Source organism: Arthrobacter sp. 10T425 (assembly GCF_056393985.1).
In genome coordinates this window covers 114185-134024 of record NZ_JBFTGZ010000008.1, presented here as the reverse complement: position 1 = coordinate 134024, position 19840 = coordinate 114185, and the positions used below count along the sequence as shown (strand labels likewise).

Below are 19840 nucleotides of genomic sequence, written 5' to 3'. Positions count from 1 at the left end.
ATGCTAGAGACAACAGCAAATGGTTCCCTTCTGACCAGCCCCGGCAAGATCGACCGCTATGCCGGCCAGGACTTCAATGAGCACGTCACCCTGGACAACTGGCAGGAAAGCCCATTCAATCGCTGGGGCTTCGCTCACATCAGCGAACTCATCACTACCACAACGATCCGTCGAGGCAGAGCATCCGAGCCCTCTACTGGAAGTGAGTCAGCCACACCGGAACACGCGGAGAGGTGGCACAGCGTTGAGGAGTTCCTGGAATCCACGCACACAGATGCCATCGTCGTACTTCAACACGGGAAACTGGTCCTGGAACGCTATTTTGGCTCTTTCCAGCCGCACGACCGGCACGTCCTGATGTCTGTTTCCAAATCCGTCTGCGCGCTTACCATGGGTATTTTGGTGGGCCGGGGACTCATAGACACGCAACAGCCTGTCCACCACTACGTCCCGCCGCTGAAGGGAAGCGCCTACGGGAACGCGACGGTCCGCCAAGTACTCGACATGACCGCCGCAGTCCGGTACAGCGAGAACTACCTGGACGCGGCCGCTGAAGTCCAGCAGCAGGATAGGATCGCCGGCTGGCGCCCCAAGCTCGAAACAGACCCAGAGGACACTTACGAATTCCTCACGCTCCTCCAAGCTGTCGGAGAACACGGCCGATCATTTCAGTACTGCTCAGCCGGTACAGACGTGCTGGCATGGATCATCGAGAACGTCACCGGCAAGCGATACGCCGAAGTCGTCTCCGACGAACTGTGGTCCCAGCTTGGGACACTCGATGATGCACTCATCACCACTGATTCCGGTGGTTTCGCATTTGCGAACGGAGGAATCGCCTGTACCGCACGAGACTTGGCCAAGATCGGACAGCTCATGCTGGACGAGGGGAAAGCCAACGGGCAAACGGTCGTCCCATCATGGTGGATCAACGACACGATGCGCGGCGGAGACCCGCAACTGGCCAGAGGAACCGGCTACCAGAAAGTCCACCCCAACGGCTCCTACCGGAACCAGTGGTGGGTCCCCGGAGATAGCCGAGGCACGGTCTACGCTGCAGGCATCCACGGCCAATTCATTTGGATTGACCCCGTCAGCGACACGGTAATAGCGAAGTTTTCCTCTTGCCCGCAGCCGGTTGCACTCGAACTCAGCCGGGCACACGCCGCGGGCTTCAGGCAATTGATCAGCATCCTGGAATACACGAGCTGATTGAGGCGACCCCTCGGAGCGCAGGTCCTCAGCAATCCCCACTAAATAAAGGTCAAAGGATAAAAATCGCCTCCACGGGTAATCCGAAGCAGATCGCCGAAGCAGACCGCCGCCCGGCGGCCGTGCACCCAATTGCCGGCCTTCCGCTGCCCATCACAGAGCCAAACCGACTGCTGCAAATCCCGGTTTCCCACTCTGTTCGTTGCCTGCCCCTGTACTTCAGGGTTCGATTCCTTCTCCTGACAACGAACTACAACGGCTCAGACGCCACCTGACACTCCTAGCGGTCCTCCCCCTTTCCCCGACACATGGGCCCTTATCGGCACCGTGTAACAAAGGAGTGGTCATTCTCACCGGACGTGGCCTCGGGTTCCAGCGAAACCTGGGCAGCAGGTAGACGAACCCAAAGTGGTACGCGTCTTTGTCCTCGAGGACGGGCGCAACGCAGACAACTTCGGCGGCCTGGTGGCGGCCATTCCTCCCGAACACCTGACACTGGCCGCCCAGGCACTGGAAATTACCCGCAGCGGTACAAACACGGCCTCTTCCTGACGGTGAGCAGGGACCAGCCTGCCCACTCCAAACACAGTCGACAGTGCGCGCGTACTCGTAGCAGTCAACTGCGGCCATCGCATCTAAGGAATCAAAACCTGTACCCCGGAAGAGCACCAAACGATAGGGAATGCTTGGAAAGCGGAGGCGAAGACATCTGGCACGCACGAAATGTGCCTACGAGAGGATTCAAAGTGCTATCGCAATCAACTTCCAACGCCCGCCTAGCGGGCAAAGTCGCGTTGGTCACAGGCGCTACTTCCGGTATCGGGGAAACAATCGCCCGCAGACTGGTAGCCGAAGGAGCCCAGGTGCTGGCAACCGGGCGGTCAATCGAGCGAGGGCGACGACTTGAAGCGGCACTCGGTTCCCATCTGCACTTCTATTCCACGGACATCAAAGACGAAGAATCAGGCAATGCCCTTACCTCCGCAGCAGTTTCACGCTTTGGTCGACTCGACGTGCTGGTCAACAACGCCGCGGTCGATCATACGGGAGACCTTCTGTTAGTTCCCGACAAGGAGATCCGAGAAGTCTTCGAAGTCAACACTTTCGCTGCCATCCGCCTTCTGCAAGCGGCCGCCCGAACCATGCAGGACACTGGCGGATCGATCATCAACATCACTTCACGTTTGGCCTCAATCGGAGTGCCCACCATGGGGATTTACAGCGCCAGCAAGGGAGCAATGCTGGCGCTGACGAAGGCTGCAGCCGTGGACCTAGCCCCCTACAACATCCGAGTAAACGCCGTTGCCCCAGGCATGACAAAGACACCGCTATACGACGAGTGGCTGGAAACGCATGCAGATCCAGCAGCGGCCGAAGCAAGGGTTGTTGACCAAATCCCCCTTAAACGGCTTGCACTTCCAAGCGACGTGGCCGGAGCCGTGGCATATCTGGCCTCGGATGAAGCCTCTTACATCACCGGCACCTCGTTGCCCATAGACGGCGGATACACAGCTCAATAGCCGCCACAAGAAAAGAGGATGACATGTCAACGCCTTCAGTCTCCGCCATTAACATTCCCTGGGCCGACGGCACTAGCCACGTGGACCAATCCAGAGGGCGGCTTCTTCCTATGGGTCACCTTCAACAACGCGATTGACACTTCAAAACTGTTCGAGGTTGCAGTTGCCCAAGGCGTAGCCTTCATCCCGGGTCGCGCCTTCTCGGTTTCCGGAAGTTTCGGCAATGCACTTCGACTTTGCTGCGCATCGCAAACCCCAGAAAGGATTGAGGTAGGGCACGCGCGCCTGGCAACGGTTCTCAAAGAACTCTGACGTTCCAGAGCAACGTGCTGGCGGACCGTATGAGGAACCATGCCGCCAGCAGCGCCGTCGTGGGCACGGACGCCGGAGCTGCGAGGTGACGGGGCCAAACTGGTGAAAAATGAGGACGAGCCCGCCGGCATTGGAACTCCAAGGCAGCCGAAGAGATTTCCCCAAGCCTGTTCGCTCCAATAACCACGTCAACCCACGGTCAGGGACAGCTGAACAATCGTGATGTCAGAAAGGAACACAATGAGGGCCCTTGCCAGGAAGGGAGCATTGCGCAGTGGCGCAAGCTATTTCTCCACGACCCACTGGGCGGCGCAGCACTATCGTGCCCAGGAATACAGCGTGGCCCTCTTGGGCGTGATGTACCCGTGTGCGGTCCAACACTGCCACGACGGCCCAGAACATTTGGAGCCCACGCTGCCACCCGAGATCCCCATCCGTCGACGGAGCACCGACCTCATCTTTTACTACCCCATCCATACCGATGTAGGCCGGATTTCTCAGCCAACCGGCGAACAAACACCGGTACCAGCACGCCACGAAAAGCCCGCCGGCGCGAAGCACGCAAGCCGTAGGGCTTCCATCGACGCCGTAGTCCGCGACCTGGCGGTGCTTCTCCTCCGGAAACCACCCCAGTAAAACCGCCGCTGCATTTCCATGATCTAAGCGTGAGAAGGCTGCTCACCACGATTGATTCCCTTCGCCCACCGAGGACCAGGCCTTTTAGGAGTCCGATATCACCGATTACTCATGCCGCACATATGCAGCACGCCCTGTCAGGGTTAGCTACACCCCAGACTGACGTCAGGCGGCCAACCAAATATTGTCAGATTAGGGTCCAGCGGGCGTTTTCTGCACCCCACCGGTTACCGGTCTTGGATCTCAATCTGACAGAAGGAGGCGGAAACGCAGCGCCGGCGCAGCTGGATATCGCTGCCATCAACCACGAATTGGCACTGCTCTTCCCGTCCGTTGCTGTCAACGGACCGGATCCCGGCAGCCAGCAGTGCTCCAAGAACTGATGCATCGGCTGCCTCCGGGCATTCGCCGCGAGTTCCGCTCCTACCTGGCCGGGGCAGGCCTTGACGGGCCGCACTAGTGGACAGGGACGTCGCCGAGGCGATGACCGCCCCTTACCGCTGGCTCGCCCGCCGCATCGGCCCCGAGGCCTAGCCCTCACCGCTGCGAGGATGGGGGCCGCCGGCCGAGGTCCATGAGGCAATGACCGAACTCGACCGGGTCCGGGACTGGATCGTCAAAGGCAACCGCGAGGACCAGACCGTGCCCGGGCTCCTGCTGCGTGAAGGCGCCCAGCAGCTCGGCCTGATCCGCAAGATCAAAGGCAGGCTCGTCCGCGGCGAAGAGGCTGGGTGATGACCCGCGCAGTTGTGGCTGTTCCTCGCCCGAGCCATTGGCCGGACCTGCTTGGGCACCTCAGGCCGCACCTCAAGCTGTCCTCGCCGCCCGGAACTTGGACGGAAGCGCCCGTGCACTGCCCCGGAGTCCTTAATGGCCGTGCGCGCCGCGGTCGTCCCTCCGCACGGTTGCGCCCTGTTCAGGTTGATCTGTTGTTATCCAGGTCACATTGCGTCTATCGTTGTCGAGGGCCACAGCGCGGTGGCCCGTTTTAGAGCGGAGAAGTGTGTGAACGAGAAGCTGCGGGTGCTGGTCCGTGTGGACCTCGATGGCGCCAAGGCCCACGTCAAGGTCCAGGGCCACGTGACGGTTCAGAACCTCAATGGCCTCTACGGCGTGGTCCAGCGCGCCAGCTCGCTCGCCTCAGGACTGTCGCTGGAACTCGATGTGACGCGCGCACAGACTGACTCCGACGCCATGGGAGAGCTTCGTGCGTGCGCAAAGTCGCATCACCTGCCGGTGCACGTCGACCCTCGCCAGCACGACTACCAGATCAGCCTCCTGACGCAGAACACCGCGGTGTCCGCGGCCCTGTCGCCAGTCCTGGCAGCCTGACCTGCAGCACTGGCTACTGGGGCTGGCCGTGCCCTTGGCTCACAGCCTGGCCTGCGTGCCTGAATCTGATGTCAGCGCAGGGCGCGCGGAGCATGGGTGCGAGAGAGCGCGTTGAACTTGAAGCATCGCTCCTTTGCGCGACCGGATAGCTTGCGGCATGTCTTATCCCGCGCACTCGATGCAGTACGGGTGGCCGTCCCGTTCTCGCGCGAGCTGGGACCGGTGCCGGACCAGGAAGCAGGAGTAGCAGGTGAACTCGTCCTTGGCCTGGGGAATGACCTGGACGATGAGTTCCTCGGCAACGAACTCCCCGCCGGGGGTCATGGCCTCATCCAGTGCGTCGGTCTCGTCCAGTTCGCGGATGACGCTGCGGGCATCTGGTGCGCTGGCGGACTGCAGCGCTTCCAGGGACCTGTCCTGGGATTCCTTGACGTCGGAACGTACTTCGTCGTAATCAGTAGCCACTGAGGTGTTTCTCTTTCTGGTGTTCTTCTCTGACGGAACTGCAACATACACCATCGCCCGGGTATTCCCTTTGCCGGGAGACTGGCCGACCGGGTCCGGGCGCCCGGCGGAACGCCGGTTGGCGGAGAGGATGCCGATGGCTTCGCTGCGCCGGTCACGTTGGAGTCCATCGCCGATCAGGCCGGCGTAGAAGTTGGGTTTGACGGTGTTACGGGCAGCAGCGCAAGACCGGGGTGCCCCGGCATTGAGCTTGCCGGTCGCAGGCTCGATGGCGCAGTGGCCGGCCATCTGCACTCCGGGTGGCCCTGCCTGACCGCATGGCGGTAGGGGTGGCAGCGCGGGGTCCAGTCGGGGGGATCGATGTGCGTGGGTGCACCGGTGCATCCGGACCGGCAGTGCCCGCCGGTGTTGGGCGGAGAGTCTTGACTTACTCTCCCTCCGGCGAGACCCTGCAGGGATCCGGCAAGTTCCATCGACGAAGGACACCGCCATGCCCGCGGCAAACCACGAAAACGTCGGCGAGGACCTCTCACAGGTCGCTGAACTCGCTGCGCAGCTCCGGGTGGATTCCATCCGGTCCAGCACGTCCGCCGGATCCGGCCATCCGACGTCGAGCATGTCGGCCGCAGACTTGCTGGCTGTCCTGGTCAGCCGTCATCTGCGCTACGACTGGGACAACCCGGATCTGGACACGAACGATCACCTGATCTTCTCCAAAGGCCATGCCTCTCCCCTGCTGTATTCGGTCTTCAAGGCCGTCGGCGTCGTCTCCGATGATGAGCTCATGACCGGCTACCGCCGGTTCGGCCAGCGCCTGCAGGGACATCCGACGCCGGCACTGCCATGGGTAGATTTCGCGACGGGCTCGCTGGGGCAGGGACTTCCGGACGGCGTCGGAGTGGCCCTCGCCGGGAAATACCTGGATCGGCTCCCCTACCGGGTGTGGGTGCTGTGTGGCGACAGCGAAATGGCGGAAGGCTCCATTTGGGAAGCCCTGGACAAGGCCTCCCACTATGGCCTGACCAACCTGGTCACCGTCGTCGACGTAAACCGGCTGGGACAGCGGGGCGAGACCGAACTCGGCTGGGACATGGAGTCCTATGCCCGCCGGGTCCAGGCTTTCGGCGCCCAGGCCATCGTCATCGACGGCCACGATCTCAGCGCCATCGACGAGGCTTTTTCCACTGCGGCAGAAGCACCTGAAGGCAAGCCCGTTGTCATCCTCGCCAAGACCATCAAGGCCAAAGGCTTCGCCGAGATCGAAGACAGCCCGGATTGGCATGGAAAACCCTTACCGCCCGACATGGCCGAGAAGGCTATTGCAGAACTCGGCGGTCCAAGGACCCTGACATTGCGGTGCCCTCTTCCGGAAGAAGGGTCAAAGGCACGCATCGACGCTCCCGGCGCAACCTTCCCCAGCTACACAGTGGGCGAGAAGGTCGCTACGCGAAAGGCTTACGGCGACGCTTTGGCAGCACTCGGCGGCATCGATCCCGCCGTTGTTGCCCTGGACGGCGAGGTCAGCAATTCCACCCATGCGGACCAATTCGCGAAGGCATTTCCCGGCCGGTTCTTCGAGATGTACATCGCCGAGCAGCAGCTCATCGCCGCCGCCACGGGACTGAGCAGCCGGGGATATAAAGCCTTCGCCTCGACTTTCGCGGCCTTCCTCACCCGCGCCTACGACTTCATCCGCATGGGGTCCATCTCGAGCGCCGATCTTCGCCTGTGCGGTTCGCACTCCGGCGTCGAGATTGGCGCCGATGGTCCATCCCAGATGGCGCTGGAGGACCTGGCGATGTTCCGGGCCGTGCATGGTTCGACCGTCCTGTACCCTGCGGACGCGACCAGCACGGCCGCCCTGGTGCAGCGCATGGCGGAAACTTCCGGCATCAGCTATCTCCGGACCACCCGCGGCACCTACCCCGTCCTGTACAGCGCCTCCGAGCAGTTCCCGGTCGGCGGTTCCAAGCTCCTGCGGTCCTCCGGCAACGACGACGTTACCCTCGTCGGGGCAGGGGTCACCCTTCATGAAGCGCTTAAGGCAGCAGACATCCTCGACGCGGACGGAATCCGGGCCCGCGTCGTTGACTGTTACTCCCTCAAGCCCATAGACGCAGAAACACTGCTCACCGCCGCCGGCGAGACACAGGGCCGCGTCATCATCGCCGAAGACCACCGCATCGAGGGAGGCCTGGGATCAGCGGTCAAGGATGCCCTGCTCACGGCACCGCCGAGTGACCTGTCCATCACGCACCTCGCCGTGCACGGCATGCCCGGGTCCGGAACCGGGCAGGAGCTCCTCGCCTGGGCAGGCATCGACGCCGAACATATCGCCGAGGCCGCCCGGCGCCTGGTCGGGCCAAACGCGCGCCGGTCGTCATGGCGCGGCTCCCCGGGACCCACATAGACCCACGACAGGCCTCTCTCCCCGACTCTCGGCACCAAGCCGGGCGCGCGCGATGGCCTCATAGAACTCCTCACCAGGCGAGCCGACGGGCTTGCGAAACTGGGTTGCCTCCTCTACGAAGTAGGGATTAACGACGCCCAACCTGACACGGTGTTCGTTGCCGAGTTGTGGATATCCGAGAGCGCCCACCGGGCCTCCTTGAAACTGGACTCGGTCCGGAGCAGCATTGCCGAAGCGATGCCGCTGCTGTCAGGATCGATGAGCAGCCAGGGTTTCGAAGTCGTCGGATCTCCACTGCACGATTGAGGTTCCGCTTACGAATACCGCTTCCTAACCAAAACAACTCCCCCGTAAGCCGCTTCTCCACCGCGAGGAATCCGGAACAGTAATGGTCGCGCTATTGACTCGTCCTGAGGAGCCACAGCACACGGCCCTTCGGGCAGCCTTGTGAAGGCTTCCCAATACGCACGCCGCTAAAACGCCGGCACGGGATTTCGGTGCTCCTGGCGACGCGGCTGTTGTGATCGTTCAAGGGTGTCGCGAAGGATGGCGGGCCGCCGCTGGTGCGTGACTGCGGTGGTTGGCCCTAAGCGGCGGACCGCCCGGAATTTCCAGGTTCGATGACTCTGGGAACATGAGTTACCGGACGACTGTATTGGGGGATCCAGCCGCCCGGGCTCACTGCAAGGTTACTCCGTTTCGTCGGTGAATAGGGCGAAGATGGTCTGCCCAACGTCGCTACCGTGCAGCCCCAGCAGTTAGGCGTCGAAGTACGTCCGGACTGTCGGGTCTTGTGAAAGAGAGGCGACCACTGATGCGGCGATGTCCCGGAGTTTGACGTTTGTGCAAGGGCTGCCCCCTGCCGCAGCTTACGCGCCGCTGCCAAGTCCCGATCACTGTTGGGCCACGGACCATGGCAGCCCTGGCGCTTGGCAGACCCTGGATCTGCCTCGCCGTGCTAGGCCCGCCCCCAAAGTGTCCGTTGAGGGATCCCTCGACGGGCGCCTTGTGGGTGGCGAGTTCGGAGCCGTGGGGATCGGTTTTCGCGAATGCTCACGCTCCTTTTGCTGGCGTGAGCTGGATCAGCTTCGCGAGTTCGTACGCCGTGTGGCGGTCATCTTCGTTGGCGACGAAGACCCGACCGATCAGCAGGGCGGCGTGGTGGGGCACGTCGATCCGTGTCATGCCGTGTGGCGTATCCTCGCCATTTGGGTTCGCAGAGGAGGAAGTCGCCGATAGCGGTTCCAGTGGTGCGTTTGCCCACGTAGGCAAAGTTGGCGCCGCTGGTCGGGTCGGTGAACTGCACGCTGTAATAGCGTTGTTCCATCTCGGGCACGTGCAGCACTTGTGGTCCGGCGTTGACATCCAACCAGCCGCCAAAGTACAGGACGTCGTCGGTGCCGGTCGCGATGACACTGCCGTACAAAGCGGACTGAGACGGGCTCTCCGGCACGGCATAAATCGTGTTCACAGGGATCGGTCCGCCACCCAGCCCGCGCCGGACAAATATTCGTTTGAAGCCGCCCACTGTGATCCGCGGCCAGAAGTAGATGAAGACGAACGTACCGATCACCCAGATGGCCACAGTTGTCGCCACCAGCAGAATGATCGAGCCCAAGCCGCCGGCCGCGATTCGCCGGTAGGTGACCCACGCGAAGATTGCCAGGATGGCGATCGTCACCGGAGTGGCGTATTTCAGGATCAGGCGATTCATGACTGCACCTGGACGAGCGGCGGAACCTCGTACCCGCCGTCTACGATGGCCGGTCCGGGTAGATAGGCGCGGAGCATGAGCTTGAACCGGCCGGGCGGTGTCGCTACCCAGTTCTGCGCCGCACCCGATGGCTGATTCGGTTGGAGCAGAATGTCGACTGAGCCGTCGGCGTTCGTCACGAGACCAGAGTGATCGTTCACGCTTGCCCGCCCGGTTGGGGCGTTGACCATATAGCCGACGGTGTCCGTCGCGGTAAGCGACCAGAAGGCATCATTCGGTGGAAGCTGACCTACCGAGAAATGAAGGCGATACGCATGCTCCCCACTGAGACGCTTCCCCGCGTCATCGCTGGTCGTTGTCCAGTAGGCGGCCTCTTCGAACACGTTGACAACCGGGAGCGCCTTCTTCAAGGCCGCACGAACGAGTAGTCCGTTGCCTGGATGGCCAGCATTGCGAATCGCGCTCCAGCCATTGACGGTCTTCGTCTCCGTCTTCGCCACGGCGTTCAAGACCAGGACGGTGGTCAGGTACGCGAAGGTTAGGCCCATGATCAGACCCTGCACTATGCCGGAACCCGCGACCCAGGCAAGGAAGCCGCTCACGATGACATCCGCATCACAGCACGACAACGGTAACCACCGCGTCGACGATGACGCCAATGGTCCGCCCACCCTCCAACGAACTGGGATGCCAGCCCGGGTTGGACTCGTTTGGTCGGAACCAAGGCTTCCGCGCTTTAACATCCATGAGTGAAACCTAGCCTGATTCCCACCGCATGAGAGACCAAAGGGCCAGGGCTACGCACGCGTCGTTAGGGCCTCCAGCAACCATGCGACCCGCGCCCGTTAGCCGGTCCCCCACCGCGACACCGTCCGCCCGCACTGGCGCTGCGAGAAATCAGATACAGATACTGGAAACTTGGATTCGCGCATGCCCCGCCCGCAAAACTGTCCCGCTCAGGTTGGACAATCGCGACAGTTGCACCCCTGCCCGCGCAGATCATCGGGCTACGCCCGGATCTCCACCATCGAACAGGACCTGACAGCGCCACGCAATGCGCTTTTTGGCTGGGTGTCCCCAGGGGGCCCGATCTATTTCGACAATGGCTGACCGACAGGAAAAAGAAACGGCCAGGACCAAGCGAAAGCCGTGGCGGCTGTTCGAGCCGGCGACGCCCCTTGTCGTCACCAAACGCGATAGGTTGGCCCGGCTCCTGCCCGCTGCTCGAGAACATTGCCGAGGACACAACGAAAATTTCCCAGGAGTTCTGGCTGCCGACAGGGATGACCATAGAGTTTTTGATCCCGAAGTCGCAGCAGGTCATGCAGTTCCAAGCGCTCCCGGCCATGAAGGTGTAAGCAGCAACACCGCTGTCCAAGGCAAGAGGATGAGCCGCCAGACCGCAACGGGCATCAACAAAAATGGGCCCCCGCAGGGGCCCATAAAAGGAGATTTGTACACATTCAGAGGCTCACAAGCCCCTGAACAGGGAAAACACGTGCCCGAGGTGGGACTCGAACCCACACACCTTTCGATACCGCATTTTGAGTGCGGCGCGTCTGCCAATTCCGCCACTCGGGCGCGGAGTACACCGGTGTAACAATCAGCCTGCCACAGTGCTGTGAGCAACGCGATCGCTTCCAGTGCGCGAAATTACTCTACATGCAGATAGGCTGAATTCCAGAATCGCGCCAGTGACGCCGCATCGAACCAAACCGGTCCAAGTACATTGGCGGACAAAACCTATGATGGTTGAGTTCCCGCCGTACCTTTCCAAGGAGTTCCCGTGTCAGAACAGACGGAGTCAACCCCCACTTCCCAGCCGGCGCGCCGCGTTGTCGTCGCCGAGGATGAGACCCTCATCCGCCTGGACATCATCGAGATCCTGCGGGGCGAAGGCTACGACGTCGTCGGTGAGGCGGACAACGGCGAAAAGGCCGTCCAGCTTGCCGAGGAGCTCAAGCCCGACCTGGTCCTGATGGACGTCAAGATGCCGGTCATGGACGGCATCTCGGCCGCCGAGAAGATCGTCAAGGCCCGGATCGCCCCCGTGGTCCTGCTCACCGCGTTCAGCCAGAAAGAACTCGTGGAGCGCGCCCGCGACGCCGGCGCCATGGCGTACGTGGTCAAGCCGTTCACCCCGGCGGACCTCATCCCGGCTTTGGAGATCGCACTGTCCCGCCACGAGGAAATCAAGGCCCTCGAGAGCGAGGTCACCGATCTGCAGGAGCAGTTCGCCACCCGCAAGCTCGTGGAGCGCGCCAAGAGCCTCCTGACCACCAAGATGGGCCTGACGGAACCGGAAGCCTTCCGCTGGATCCAGAAGACCTCGATGGACCGCCGCCTCAGCATGCGCGAGGTGGCCGAAACCATCATCAACCAGGTCAACTAGCGGCCGGCGGTTCCGGCCGCGCTCCGCGGCCGCCAGCCGCGCACTCGAAGCACCAAGCACCAAAAAGGGAGGATCCCCGCCAGCCGGCGGGGATCCTCCCTTTTGCATTCAAGCTTTCAGAACTAGGCCTGGACCCGGTTCTTCTTCTTCTTTTCCGGCCACGGGCCGAGCTTGTCCTTGGCCACGGCCGCTTCGCCCTGGCCGCCGATGTCAGCGAGGTCGCCCACCTTGTGGACCTTCAGCAGGTTCGTCGAACCGGCCTTTCCGGGAGGCGAACCGGCGGCGATGACCACCAGGTCGCCGTCCTCGACGACGTCTAGTTCCAGCAGGCTGCGGTCAACCTGGGCCGTCATCTCGTCGGTGTGGCCCACCATCGGGACCAGGACCGGCTGGATCCCCCACGTCAGTGCGAGTTGGTTCCAGACGTGCTCCACCGGGGTGAAGGCGAAGACCGGCTTGATGGGGCGCAGCCGGGAGAGGCGGCGTGCAGAGTCACCGGACTGGGTGAAGGTACAGATGTACTTCGCATCCAGCTGGTCGGCGATCTCGACGGCGGCCCGGGTGATGGCGCCGCCGCGGGTCTTGGGCTTGGTGCCGAGCGGGGGGACGCGCTCGAGGCCGTGGACCTCGGTGGACTCGATGATCCGGGCCATGACCTTGACGGTCTCGATCGGGTACTTGCCCACGCTGGTCTCGCCGGAGAGCATGACCGCGTCGGCGCCGTCGAGCACCGCGTTGGCGCAGTCGGAGGCCTCGGCGCGCGTCGGGCGCGGGTTGTCGATCATGGACTCGAGGACCTGGGTGGCTACGATGACCGGCTTCGCCCAGCGGCGTGCCAGTTCAACGGCGCGCTTTTGCACGATCGGTACTTCCTCGAGGGGAAGTTCCACACCGAGGTCGCCACGGGCCACCATGATGGCGTCGAACGCGTCGATGATCTCGGGGAGCTGCTCCACGGCCTGCGGCTTCTCGATCTTGGCGATCACCGGCACGCGGCGACCTTCCTCGTCCATGATCTCGTGGACGCGGACGATGTCCGAGGCATCCCGGACGAAGGACAGGGCAACCATGTCCACGCCGCGGCGCATGGCCCAGCGCAGATCGTCCTCGTCCTTTTCACTCAGCGCCGGCACGTTGACAGCAACGCCGGGCAGGTTGATGCCCTTGTTGTTGGAGACCCAGCCGCCGACAATCACCTGGGCGACCACCTTGACGTCGTCGACGTCGATCGCGCGGAGGGCGACCTTGCCGTCGTCGATCAGCAGGGCATCACCGGGGTTGACGTCCTCTGTCAGGCTCTTGAGGGTCGTGGAGCAGATGTCCTTGGTGCCGGGAACGTCCTCGGTGGTGATCGTGAACGTGTCACCGACCTCCAGGAGGTGGGGACCGTCGACGAAACGTCCGAGGCGGATCTTCGGGCCCTGCAGGTCAGCCATGATGGCCACGGCCTTGCCGAGCTGTCCCGCAGCCTTGCGGACGTTCTCGTACGTGTTGTCGTGCACGGAGTAATCGCCGTGGCTCATATTCATGCGTGCCACGTCAACGCCGGCTTCCAGCACGGCCAGCGTGTTGTCAAAGCTTGCGATTGCCGGTCCGAAAGTGGCCACGATTTTAGCGCGTCTCATATACCTACCCTACTGGTGTGTTGCATGGATTAAGTTGAAGTGCGGATGAATCCCGGAGGTCCTGTGGGACTACAGAACAGCCATCGCACGGTCGGTCGGCGCCACGGGTGCCGGCAGAATGGTGCTGCCCATCAGGAACTTGTCCACCGCGGCCGCGCAGGCGCGCCCTTCGGCGATGGCCCAAACGATGAGCGACTGGCCGCGGCCGGCGTCGCCCGCGACGAAGATGCCTTCAGTGTTGGTCATGTAGTAACCGTCGCGTGCCACGTTGCCGCGCCCGTCAAAGTCGGCCTGGACCTGGTCGGTGATCCCGGCCGGCTCGGCGCCGGTGAAGCCCAGGGACAGGAAGACGAGGTCCGCCGGAATGATCCGCTCGGTGCCGGCCTTCGGCAGGCGCTTGCCGTCGACGAATTCCGTCTCCGCCACCTTGACGCCCGTGAGTTTGCCGTTTTCCCCGACGAACTCCACGGTAGAGGCGAGGTAGGTGCGTTCGCCGCCTTCCTCGTGCGCGCTGGCGACCTCGAACAAGGTGGGGAACGTCGGCCAGGGCTGGTGGCCGGCCCGCTCGACGGGCGGCTGCTTGCCGATCGCCAGGGTGGTCACGGACGCGGCCTGGTGACGGTGCGCGGTGCCGAGGCAGTCGGCGCCGGTGTCGCCGCCGCCGAGGATAACCACGTGCTTGCCCGCGGCATTGATCTGGTTCTCCACGGTCTCCCCGGCCACCACCCGGTTGGCCGGCACGAGGTAATCCATGGCGTAGTGGACGCCGTCGAGATCGCGGCCCGGGATCGGCAGGTCACGCGGGACGGTGGCCCCGGTGGCGATGACGACGGCGTCGTACCGGCGGCGCAGCTGCTCCCACGTCACGTCGGTGCCGACGGCCACCCCGGTGCGGAACCGGGTGCCTTCGGCCTTCATCTGCTCCAGCCGGCGGTCCACCTGCTCTTTTTCCATCTTGAAGTCGGGGATCCCGTAGCGCAGGAGGCCGCCGATCTTGTCGTCGCGCTCGTACACGGCCACAGTGTGGCCCACCCGGGTCAGCTGCTGGGCGACGGCGAGCCCGGCGGGGCCGGACCCGACGACTGCGACCGTCTTGCCGGTCAGTCGCGCGGGCGGCAGGGGGTTGACCCAGCCGTTCTCGAAGGCCTGGTCCACGATGGACACCTCGACCTGCTTGATGGTCACCGCGGGCTGGTTGATGCCGAGTACGCAGGACGCCTCGCAGGGGGCAGGGCACAACCGGCCCGTGAATTCGGGGAAGTTGTTGGTGGCGTGCAGCCGCTCCATCGCTTCCTCGCCCTTGTCCCGCCAGACGAGGTCGTTCCATTCCGGAATGAGGTTGCCCAGCGGGCAGCCCTGGTGGCAGAACGGGACGCCGCAGTCCATGCAGCGGCCGGCCTGGCTCTTGAGGACACCCTTTTCCTGGGCCTCATAGACCTCTTTCCAGTCCATGATGCGGACCGGGACGGGACGGCGCGGCTGGGTTTCACGCTGACGTACTTTCAGAAATCCGCGTGGATCAGCCACCGGTCACCTCCAGGATTCGAGACCAAACTTCTTCGCCGTCGGGGTCCAGGCCCTCTTCGATGGCGTCAAGACGGGTTTGCAGGACGGCCGCGTAGTCGCGCGGCAGCACCTTGGTTATGCGGGCTGCGGTGTCATCGAAGTTCTCGAGGAGCCGTGCCGCGAGCAGCGACTCGGTTTCCTCGAGGTGCTTGACGAGCAGCCCGTGGACGATGTCGCGGTCCTCGGCGTCGAGCTCGCGCAGCTGCAGCTCGCCTGACTCGAGGGCCTGCTTGTTGACGCGCTCGGTCTGCAGGTCCAGCACGTAGGCCGTGCCCCCGGACATGCCGGCGCCGAAGTTGCGTCCGGTGCGGCCGATGATGAGCGTCTGGCCGCCGGTCATGTACTCGCAGCCGTGGTCCCCGATGCCTTCGACCACCGCGGTGGCGCCGGAGTTGCGGACCAGGAAGCGTTCGCCGACCTGGCCGCGGAGGAACAGCTCACCGCTTGTGGCGCCGTAGCCGATCACGTTGCCCGCGATCACGTTGCGCTCGGCCGGGAACACGTTGGTGCGGTCCGGCCGGACGATGATGCGGCCGCCGGAGAGTCCCTTGCCGACGTAGTCGTTGGAGTCGCCGAACATGCGCAGCGTGATGCCGGTCGGCAGGAACGCCCCGAGCGACTGGCCCGCGGTGCCATTGAGCGTGATGTCAATGGTGTCCGTGGCCAGGACGTCGGTGCTGAAGGTCTTCGTCACGACGTGGCCGAGCATGGTGCCGACGGAGCGGTCCGTGTTGATGACGTTCACGGAGATCTTCACCGGTGTGCGGTCGCTCAGCGCTTCGGCCGCCATGGCGATCAGGCGCTGGTCGAAGTGCTTGTCGAGTTCGTGGTTTTGGCCGGTGAGGTTGCGCAGCGGCGCGTCGTTGTCGAACTCGAGCCCGTGCAGGATCGGATCAAGGTCCAGCCCTTCGGCCTTCCAGTGGTTGATCGCGTCGCGGGAGTCGAGCATCTCGGCGTGGCCGATCGCTTCCTCGATGCTGCGGAAACCCAGCTCGGCGAGGATTTCGCGGACTTCCTCGGCAAGGAATTCGAAGAAGTTCACCACGAATTCGGGCTTGCCGTTGAACCGGGAGCGCAGCTCGGGGTTCTGGGTTGCGACGCCCACCGGGCAGGTGTCCAGGTGGCAGACGCGCATCATAATGCAGCCGGAGACCACCAGCGGGGCGGTGGCGAAACCAAACTCCTCGCCGCCGAGCAGCGCGGCGATGACGACGTCGCGGCCGGTCTTGAGCTGGCCGTCGACCTGCACCACCACACGGTCACGCAGGCCGTTGAGCATAAGCGTCTGCTGCGTCTCGGCGAGGCCGAGTTCCCACGGGACACCGGCGTGCTTGAGCGAGTTCAGCGGCGAGGCGCCGGTACCGCCGTCGTGCCCGGAGACCAGCACGACGTCGGCCTTCGCCTTGGTGACGCCGGCCGCCACGGTGCCGATCCCGACCTCGGAGACGAGTTTGACGTGCACCCGGGCCGAGGGGTTGGCGCGCTTGGCGTCATAGATCAGCTGCGCGAGGTCCTCGATCGAGTAGATGTCGTGGTGCGGGGGCGGCGAAATGAGGCCGACGCCGGGCGTCGAGTGCCGCGTGCGGGCCACCCAGGGGTAGACCTTCTGCGCCATCAGCTGGCCGCCTTCGCCGGGCTTGGCACCCTGGGCCATCTTGATCTGGATGTCGTCCGCGTTGGACAGGTACAGGCTGGTGACGCCGAAGCGGCCGGAGGCGATCTGCTTGACCGCGGAACGGCGGGTGGGATCGAGCAGCCGGTCCACGTCCTCGCCGCCTTCACCGGTGTTGGACTTGCCGCCCAGCCGGTTCATGGCGATCGCGAGGGTCTCGTGGGCTTCCTTGGAGATGGAGCCGTAGCTCATGGCGCCGGTGGAGAACCGCTTGACGATGCTGGAAACCGGTTCGACTTCCTCAAGCGGCACCGCGGGACGCGAACCGGCCTTGAACTTCAGCAGACCGCGCAGGGTCATGAGGTTCTCGGACTGGTCGTCAACGCCGCGGGTGTAGGCCTTGAAGATGTCGTAGCGGCGTTCACGCGTGGCGTGCTGGAGCCGGAAGACGGTCTCGGGGTTGAACAGGTGGGGTTCGCCGTCGCGGCGCCACTGGTATTCGCCGCCGCCGAGCAGGGGCTGGTGCGGCAGTTCGATGCCGTTCTCGGGGTAGGCCATGCGGTGCCGGGCCAGGACTTCGGCGGCAATGACGTCGAGGCCGACGCCGCCGAGCTGGGAGTGCGTGCCGGAGAAGTACTCGTCCACGAGGTCCTGGCCGAGGCCGAGGGCTTCGAAGGTCTGGGCACCGGTGTAGGAGGCCACGGTGGAGATGCCCATCTTGGACATGATCTTCAGGACGCCCTTGCCCAGGCCCTTGATCAGGTTGTAGACGCCGTCCTGCGGGGTGACCCCCACGACGTCGCCGGAGGCGATGAGCTGTTCCACGGATTCCATGGCCAGGTACGGGTTCACGGCGGAGGCGCCGTAGCCGATGAGCACCGCGACGTGGTGGGTCTCGCGGACGTCGCCGGCCTCCACCACGAGCGCGGTTTTGGTGCGGTTGGCGCTGCGCAGCAGGTGGTGGTGCACGGCGCTGACCAGCAGCAGGGACGGGATCGGGGCCCACTGGGCGTTCGAGTCGCGGTCCGAGAGCACCACGTACTGGACGCCGCGGTTGATGGCGCCGGAGACCTGCTCGCAGATTTCGGTGAGCCGGGCCCGGAGGGAGTTCTCGCCGCCTTCGGGGCGGTAGAGTCCGCGGACCTTCATGGCGACCTTGCCGCCGTCGGCGCTCTCGATGTTCGCGATCTTGGCGAGCTGGTCGTTGTTGATCACGGGGAACGGCAGCGAGACCTGCGGCTGCCGGACCTGCTTGGTGTCCAGCAGGTTGCCGTTCGGGCCGATTGCGCACGTCAGGGACGTGACGAGCTCTTCACGGATGGCGTCCAGCGGCGGGTTGGTGACCTGCGCGAAGGACTGCACAAAGTAGTCGAAGAGCAGCCGCGGGCGCTTGGACAGCACGGCCACCGGGGTGTCCGAGCCCATGGCACCGAGCGGTTCGGCGCCGGTGCGGGCCATCGGGCCCAGCAGGATTTTCAGTTCCTCGGTGGTGTAGCCGAAGGTGCGCTGGCGGATGTTGACCGAGGCGGCGGTGTGCACGACGTGCTCGCGTTCGGGCAGGTTCTTGAGGTCAATCAGGTTGTCCTTGACCCATTCGGCCCAGGGGTTCGCCGCGGCAACCTCGGCCTTGACCTCGGCGTCGTCGATGATCCGGCCGGCCCCGGTGTCCACCAGGAACATCTTGCCCGGCGAGACGCGGCCCTTCTTGACCACCTTGGAGGGTTCGACGTCGATCACGCCGACTTCGGAGGCGAAGACGATCAGGCCGTCCTCGGTGATCCAGTACCGGCCCGGGCGCAGGCCGTTGCGGTCCAGCGTGGCGCCGACCAGGTTGCCGTCCGTGAAGGAGACGGCCGCCGGGCCATCCCACGGCTCCATGAGCATCGAGTGGTATTCGTAGAAGGCGCGGCGGGCCGGATCCATGGTGGCGTGGTTTTCCCACGCCTCCGGGATCATCATCATGATCGAGTGCGTGATGGGCCGGCCGGAGAGCCAGAGCAGTTCGGCGACCTCGTCGAAGGAGGCCGAGTCCGAGGCGCCCGGGGTGCAGATCGGGAACAGCTCTTCGGGTGAGTCCCCCAGCAGCGGGCTGGCGAGCTGGGACTGGCGGGCCCGCATCCAGTTGCGGTTGCCCTTGACGGTGTTGATTTCGCCGTTGTGCGCGATGGTGCGGAACGGCTGGGCCAGCGGCCAGGACGGGAAGGTGTTGGTGGAGAAGCGCGAGTGGACGATCGCGAGCTTGGTCTTGAAGCGCTTGTCCGACAGGTCCGGGTAGAACGGCTCGAGCTGCGCGGTGGTGAGCATGCCCTTGTAGACGATGGTCCGGGAGGAGAGCGACGGGAAGTACACGCCAAACTTGTTCTGGGCGCGCTTGCGGATCCGCCAGGCGCGGGAATCGAGCTCGTTGCGCTCGAGGGTTTCCCCGGTGCTGGAGGCGAAGAACGGCTGGGAGAAGTACGGCATGCAGGCCCGGGCCATGGCCCCGACCAGGTCGGCCACGATCGGGACTTCACGCCAGCCCAGGACGGTCAGGCCCTCGTCCGCGGCGAGGCCTTCGATGCCGGCGCGGGCGGCGTCCGATTCGCGCTGCTCGGCGGGCAGGAACGCGGTTCCCACGATGTACTGGCCGGGGGCCGGAAGTTCGAAGTCCGTGACTGCGCGGAAGAATTCGTCCGGCACCTGCATCAGGAGGCCGGCGCCGTCGCCGGTACCTTCATCGGCGCCCACGGCACCGCGGTGCTCGAGGTTGCGCAGGGCGGTCAGGGCGGCGTCGACGATGTCGTAGCCAGGCTCACCGCGGAGCGTGGCGATGATGGCCAGGCCGCAGGCGTCCTTCTCGTTTTCCGGGTTGTAGAGTCCGGCAGCGGCCGGAATCGCCGCGAAGCGGCTGAAGGGTGACGCGGCAGCCGAGGGCTGGTCCGGATCGGACCAGCTGGGGCTGTGAAGAGTTTGGGTCATTGGAGACGTCCTTCCTCCTGATCGTGCGTATGGGAGGGACAACATTGGCCCCACTCGGCACGCCAGTGTGTGACGGGCGCAACAGA

At 64.1% G+C, this 19840-nt stretch carries 14 protein-coding genes, 1 tRNA gene and 1 pseudogene; 9 read left to right on the top strand and 7 right to left on the bottom strand.

The window, feature by feature from the left end; translation table 11 throughout:
- The 6 genes from AC1DDH_RS11455 to AC1DDH_RS11430 all read left to right on the top strand — a co-directional run bounded on the left by AC1DDH_RS11455 (nucleotide 1) and on the right by AC1DDH_RS11430 (nucleotide 5012).
- Nucleotides 1-1212, top strand: coding sequence for a serine hydrolase domain-containing protein (locus tag AC1DDH_RS11455; RefSeq protein ID WP_476955457.1), 1212 nt, complete (start codon nucleotides 1-3; stop codon nucleotides 1210-1212).
- A gap of 408 nt (nucleotides 1213-1620) precedes the next feature.
- Complete coding sequence (locus AC1DDH_RS11450; RefSeq protein ID WP_230008577.1) at nucleotides 1621-1764, top strand: hypothetical protein; 144 nt, start codon at nucleotides 1621-1623, stop codon at nucleotides 1762-1764.
- A gap of 2 nt (nucleotides 1765-1766) precedes the next feature.
- Entirely contained in the window at nucleotides 1767-2732 is a 966-nt protein-coding gene (locus AC1DDH_RS11445; protein ID WP_308288904.1) for an SDR family NAD(P)-dependent oxidoreductase, read from the top strand.
- An 18-nt stretch (nucleotides 2733-2750) separates the two neighbouring features.
- Nucleotides 2751-3044, top strand: coding sequence for an aminotransferase class I/II-fold pyridoxal phosphate-dependent enzyme (locus tag AC1DDH_RS11440; protein ID WP_308288903.1), 294 nt, complete (start codon nucleotides 2751-2753; stop codon nucleotides 3042-3044).
- A 1218-nt stretch (nucleotides 3045-4262) separates the two neighbouring features.
- Nucleotides 4263-4415: a hypothetical protein gene (locus AC1DDH_RS11435; RefSeq protein WP_230008575.1), complete on the top strand. Its 153-nt coding sequence runs from the start codon at nucleotides 4263-4265 to the stop codon at nucleotides 4413-4415.
- Between the two features lie 270 nt (nucleotides 4416-4685).
- A complete protein-coding gene (locus AC1DDH_RS11430; protein ID WP_230008574.1) occupies nucleotides 4686-5012 on the top strand; it encodes a hypothetical protein in 327 nt (108 codons plus the stop codon).
- A 162-nt stretch (nucleotides 5013-5174) separates the two neighbouring features.
- Here the strand turns inward: AC1DDH_RS11430 and AC1DDH_RS11425 are convergent, their stop codons facing one another.
- Nucleotides 5175-5477 (bottom strand): DUF4193 domain-containing protein, encoded by a 303-nt coding sequence (locus tag AC1DDH_RS11425; RefSeq protein ID WP_476858068.1) that lies wholly within the window; start codon nucleotides 5475-5477, stop codon nucleotides 5175-5177.
- A 490-nt stretch (nucleotides 5478-5967) separates the two neighbouring features.
- On the opposite strand from AC1DDH_RS11425, the gene AC1DDH_RS11420 reads away from it, so the two are divergent.
- A complete protein-coding gene (locus AC1DDH_RS11420; protein WP_476955456.1) occupies nucleotides 5968-7887 on the top strand; it encodes a transketolase in 1920 nt (639 codons plus the stop codon).
- 45 nt (nucleotides 7888-7932) lie between these two features.
- A pseudogene (locus tag AC1DDH_RS11415) lies at nucleotides 7933-8193 on the top strand (putative quinol monooxygenase); the annotation flags it as partial.
- Between the two features lie 808 nt (nucleotides 8194-9001).
- Here the strand turns inward: AC1DDH_RS11415 and AC1DDH_RS11410 are convergent.
- From AC1DDH_RS11410 to AC1DDH_RS11400, 3 genes are all read right to left on the bottom strand, one after another.
- Nucleotides 9002-9601: a DUF1254 domain-containing protein gene (locus tag AC1DDH_RS11410; RefSeq protein WP_476955455.1), complete on the bottom strand. Its 600-nt coding sequence runs from the start codon at nucleotides 9599-9601 to the stop codon at nucleotides 9002-9004.
- Nucleotides 9598-10203 carry a DUF1214 domain-containing protein gene (locus tag AC1DDH_RS11405; protein WP_476955454.1) on the bottom strand — a complete coding sequence of 202 codons (606 nt, stop codon included), beginning with the start codon at nucleotides 10201-10203 and terminating at the stop codon, nucleotides 9598-9600. Before AC1DDH_RS11405 ends, AC1DDH_RS11410 begins: the two co-directional genes overlap by 4 nt.
- Before the next feature lie 897 nt (nucleotides 10204-11100).
- Nucleotides 11101-11182: transfer RNA gene (locus AC1DDH_RS11400), tRNA-Leu, on the bottom strand.
- A 205-nt stretch (nucleotides 11183-11387) separates the two neighbouring features.
- Here AC1DDH_RS11400 and AC1DDH_RS11395 point away from each other — a divergent pair.
- Nucleotides 11388-11993, top strand: a complete 606-nt coding sequence (locus AC1DDH_RS11395) for an ANTAR domain-containing response regulator (RefSeq protein WP_018772478.1) — start codon at nucleotides 11388-11390, stop codon at nucleotides 11991-11993.
- A 122-nt stretch (nucleotides 11994-12115) separates the two neighbouring features.
- Here AC1DDH_RS11395 and pyk read toward each other — a convergent pair whose 3' ends face one another.
- The 3 genes from pyk to gltB all read right to left on the bottom strand — a co-directional run bounded on the left by pyk (nucleotide 12116) and on the right by gltB (nucleotide 19754).
- A complete protein-coding gene (gene pyk / locus AC1DDH_RS11390; protein ID WP_043436173.1) occupies nucleotides 12116-13618 on the bottom strand; it encodes a pyruvate kinase in 1503 nt (500 codons plus the stop codon).
- Between the two features lie 69 nt (nucleotides 13619-13687).
- Complete coding sequence (locus AC1DDH_RS11385) at nucleotides 13688-15145, bottom strand: glutamate synthase subunit beta (RefSeq protein ID WP_028277049.1); 1458 nt, start codon at nucleotides 15143-15145, stop codon at nucleotides 13688-13690.
- Nucleotides 15138-19754, bottom strand: coding sequence for a glutamate synthase large subunit (gene gltB, locus AC1DDH_RS11380; RefSeq protein ID WP_476955453.1), 4617 nt, complete (start codon nucleotides 19752-19754; stop codon nucleotides 15138-15140). The genes AC1DDH_RS11385 and gltB overlap by 8 nt, the downstream gene beginning before the upstream one ends.
- Nucleotides 19755-19840 lie beyond the last annotated feature (86 nt).